Genomic DNA, 2,193 nt, shown 5'->3' on the forward strand with positions numbered 1-2,193 from the left:
GAAGGAGAAGCGGTTCGCGGTCGCGTTCGTGGTTCCGGCGGCGCTGTTGTTCGTCACCGGCGCGGTGCTGGCCTATCTCGTGCTGGCCAAAGCCCTGCACTTCCTGCTGACCGTCGGCAGCGACGTGCAGGTGACCGCGCTGTCCGGCGAGCGGTATTTCGGGTTCCTGATCAACCTGCTGTTGGTGTTCGGCGTCAGCTTCGAATTTCCGCTGCTCGTCGTGATGCTCAACTTCGTCGGGGTGTTGACCTACGAGCGACTCAAGTCAGGGCGGCGTGGCCTGATCTTCGCCATGTTCGTCTTCGCGGCGATTTTCACGCCCGGCTCCGACCCGTTCTCGATGACGGCGCTGGGCCTGGCGCTGACGCTGCTGCTCGAACTGTCCATCCAAATAGCGCGCGTGCACGACAAACGCAAAGCCAGACGCGAAGCACTGACCGCCCTCGACGACGACGAAGCATCGGTCATCGATCCGCCGCCCGCGGTCGACTCACCGTCTGCGGTCGGAGCACCGTCGAGCATCGCCGGACCTCATGACGACATCACCTGACGTCGGTAGCGATGATGCGCTCGCCGGTGAATTGGCTCGATTCGCAGCGGACCTGGCGTTCGAGCTTGATCCCTTCCAACGGCGGGCCTGTGCGGCCCTGGAGTGCGGCCACGGTGTGCTGGTGTGTGCCCCGACCGGGGCCGGCAAGACCATCGTCGGAGAATTCGCGGTGCACCTGGCGTTGGCCTCGGGCGGTAAGTGCTTCTACACGACGCCGATCAAGGCGCTGAGCAACCAGAAGCACAGCGATTTCGTGGCCCGCTACGGCAGAGAGCAGATCGGGCTACTCACCGGCGATCAGTCGGTCAATGCCGACGCCCCGGTGGTGGTGATGACCACCGAGGTGCTGCGCAACATGCTTTACGCGGATTCTCCTGCGTTGCAAGGCCTTTCATATGTGGTAATGGATGAGGTGCACTTCCTGGCCGACCGGATGCGGGGCGCGGTGTGGGAGGAGGTGATCCTGCATTTGCCCGACGACGTTCGACTGGTCAGCCTGTCGGCGACGGTCAGCAACGCCGAGGAGTTCGGCGGCTGGATCCAGACCGTGCGCGGCGACACCACCGTGGTGGTCGACGACCACCGGCCGGTCCCGCTGTGGCAGCACATGCTGGTCGGCAAGCGACTCTTTGACCTCTTCGACTACAGCGCACCCGAGCAAGGCGCCCAAGACCGGCGGCACGCAATCGTCGACCCAAACCTGTTGCGCCACATCGCCCATCGACGTGAGGCCGATCGACTGTCCGACTGGCGCGGTCCGCGAGGCGGGGGCGGCAGAAGTGGCTCCGGGCGCTCGGGTTTCTACCGCCCGCCGCCACGGCCGGACGTGATACGGCTGCTCGACGCGGACGGACTGTTGCCGGCGATCACGTTCGTGTTCTCCCGGGTCGGTTGCGACGCCGCGGTGACACAGTGTCTGCGGTCGTCGCTACGGCTGACCACCGAAGCGGAGCGGGCGCAGATTGCCGAGGTGATCGACCATCGCTGCGGTGACCTCGAAGACTCAGACCTCGACGTGCTCGGCTACCACCAGTGGCGCGAGGCGCTGATGCGCGGCATCGCCGCCCACCACGCCGGCCTGCTTCCGGTTTTCCGGCATACCGTCGAGGAGCTCTTCACCGCGGGGTTGATCCGCGCCGTCTTCGCCACCGAGACACTGGCTTTGGGGATCAACATGCCCGCGCGCTCGGTGGTGTTGGAGCGGCTGGTGAAGTACAACGGCGAGCAGCACCTGCCGTTGACGCCTGGCGAGTACACCCAGCTGACCGGTCGGGCGGGTCGGCGCGGCATCGACGTCGAGGGTCACGCCGTCGTGCTCTGGCATCCCGGCGAGGAGACCACCCAACCGGCCGAGGTAGCGGGCCTGGCCTCGACCCGAACCTTCCCACTGCGCAGTTCGTTCGCGCCGTCGTACAACATGACGATCAACCTGGTGAACCGGGTGGGCACCGAGCAGGCGCACCGGCTCTTGGAGCGGTCGTTCGCGCAGTATCAGGCCGACCGCTCGGTGGTCGGCCTGGTCCGTGGCATCGAACGTGGCCGCCAGATGCTCGACGACGTTGCCGCCGAACTCGGCGGCAAGGATGCAGCCGTCCTTGACTATGCCCGGCTGCGGGAAGAGATCAGCCAGTACGAGCGCGCGC

At 66.2% G+C, this 2,193-nt stretch carries 2 protein-coding genes; both read left to right on the plus strand.

Translation table 11 applies throughout. The annotated features are described in order from the left end of the window. A partial coding sequence (gene tatC, locus AC2VOU_RS00225; protein WP_486955538.1) for a twin-arginine translocase subunit TatC occupies positions 1 to 550 on the plus strand: 550 nt, incomplete at its 5' end. Then, positions 534 to 2,193: DEAD/DEAH box helicase (locus tag AC2VOU_RS00230; protein ID WP_486955539.1), on the plus strand; the 1,660-nt coding region annotated here is incomplete at its 3' end. The genes tatC and AC2VOU_RS00230, both read left to right, overlap by 17 nt.

Source organism: Mycobacterium sp. TH-M25 (genome assembly GCF_057473665.1).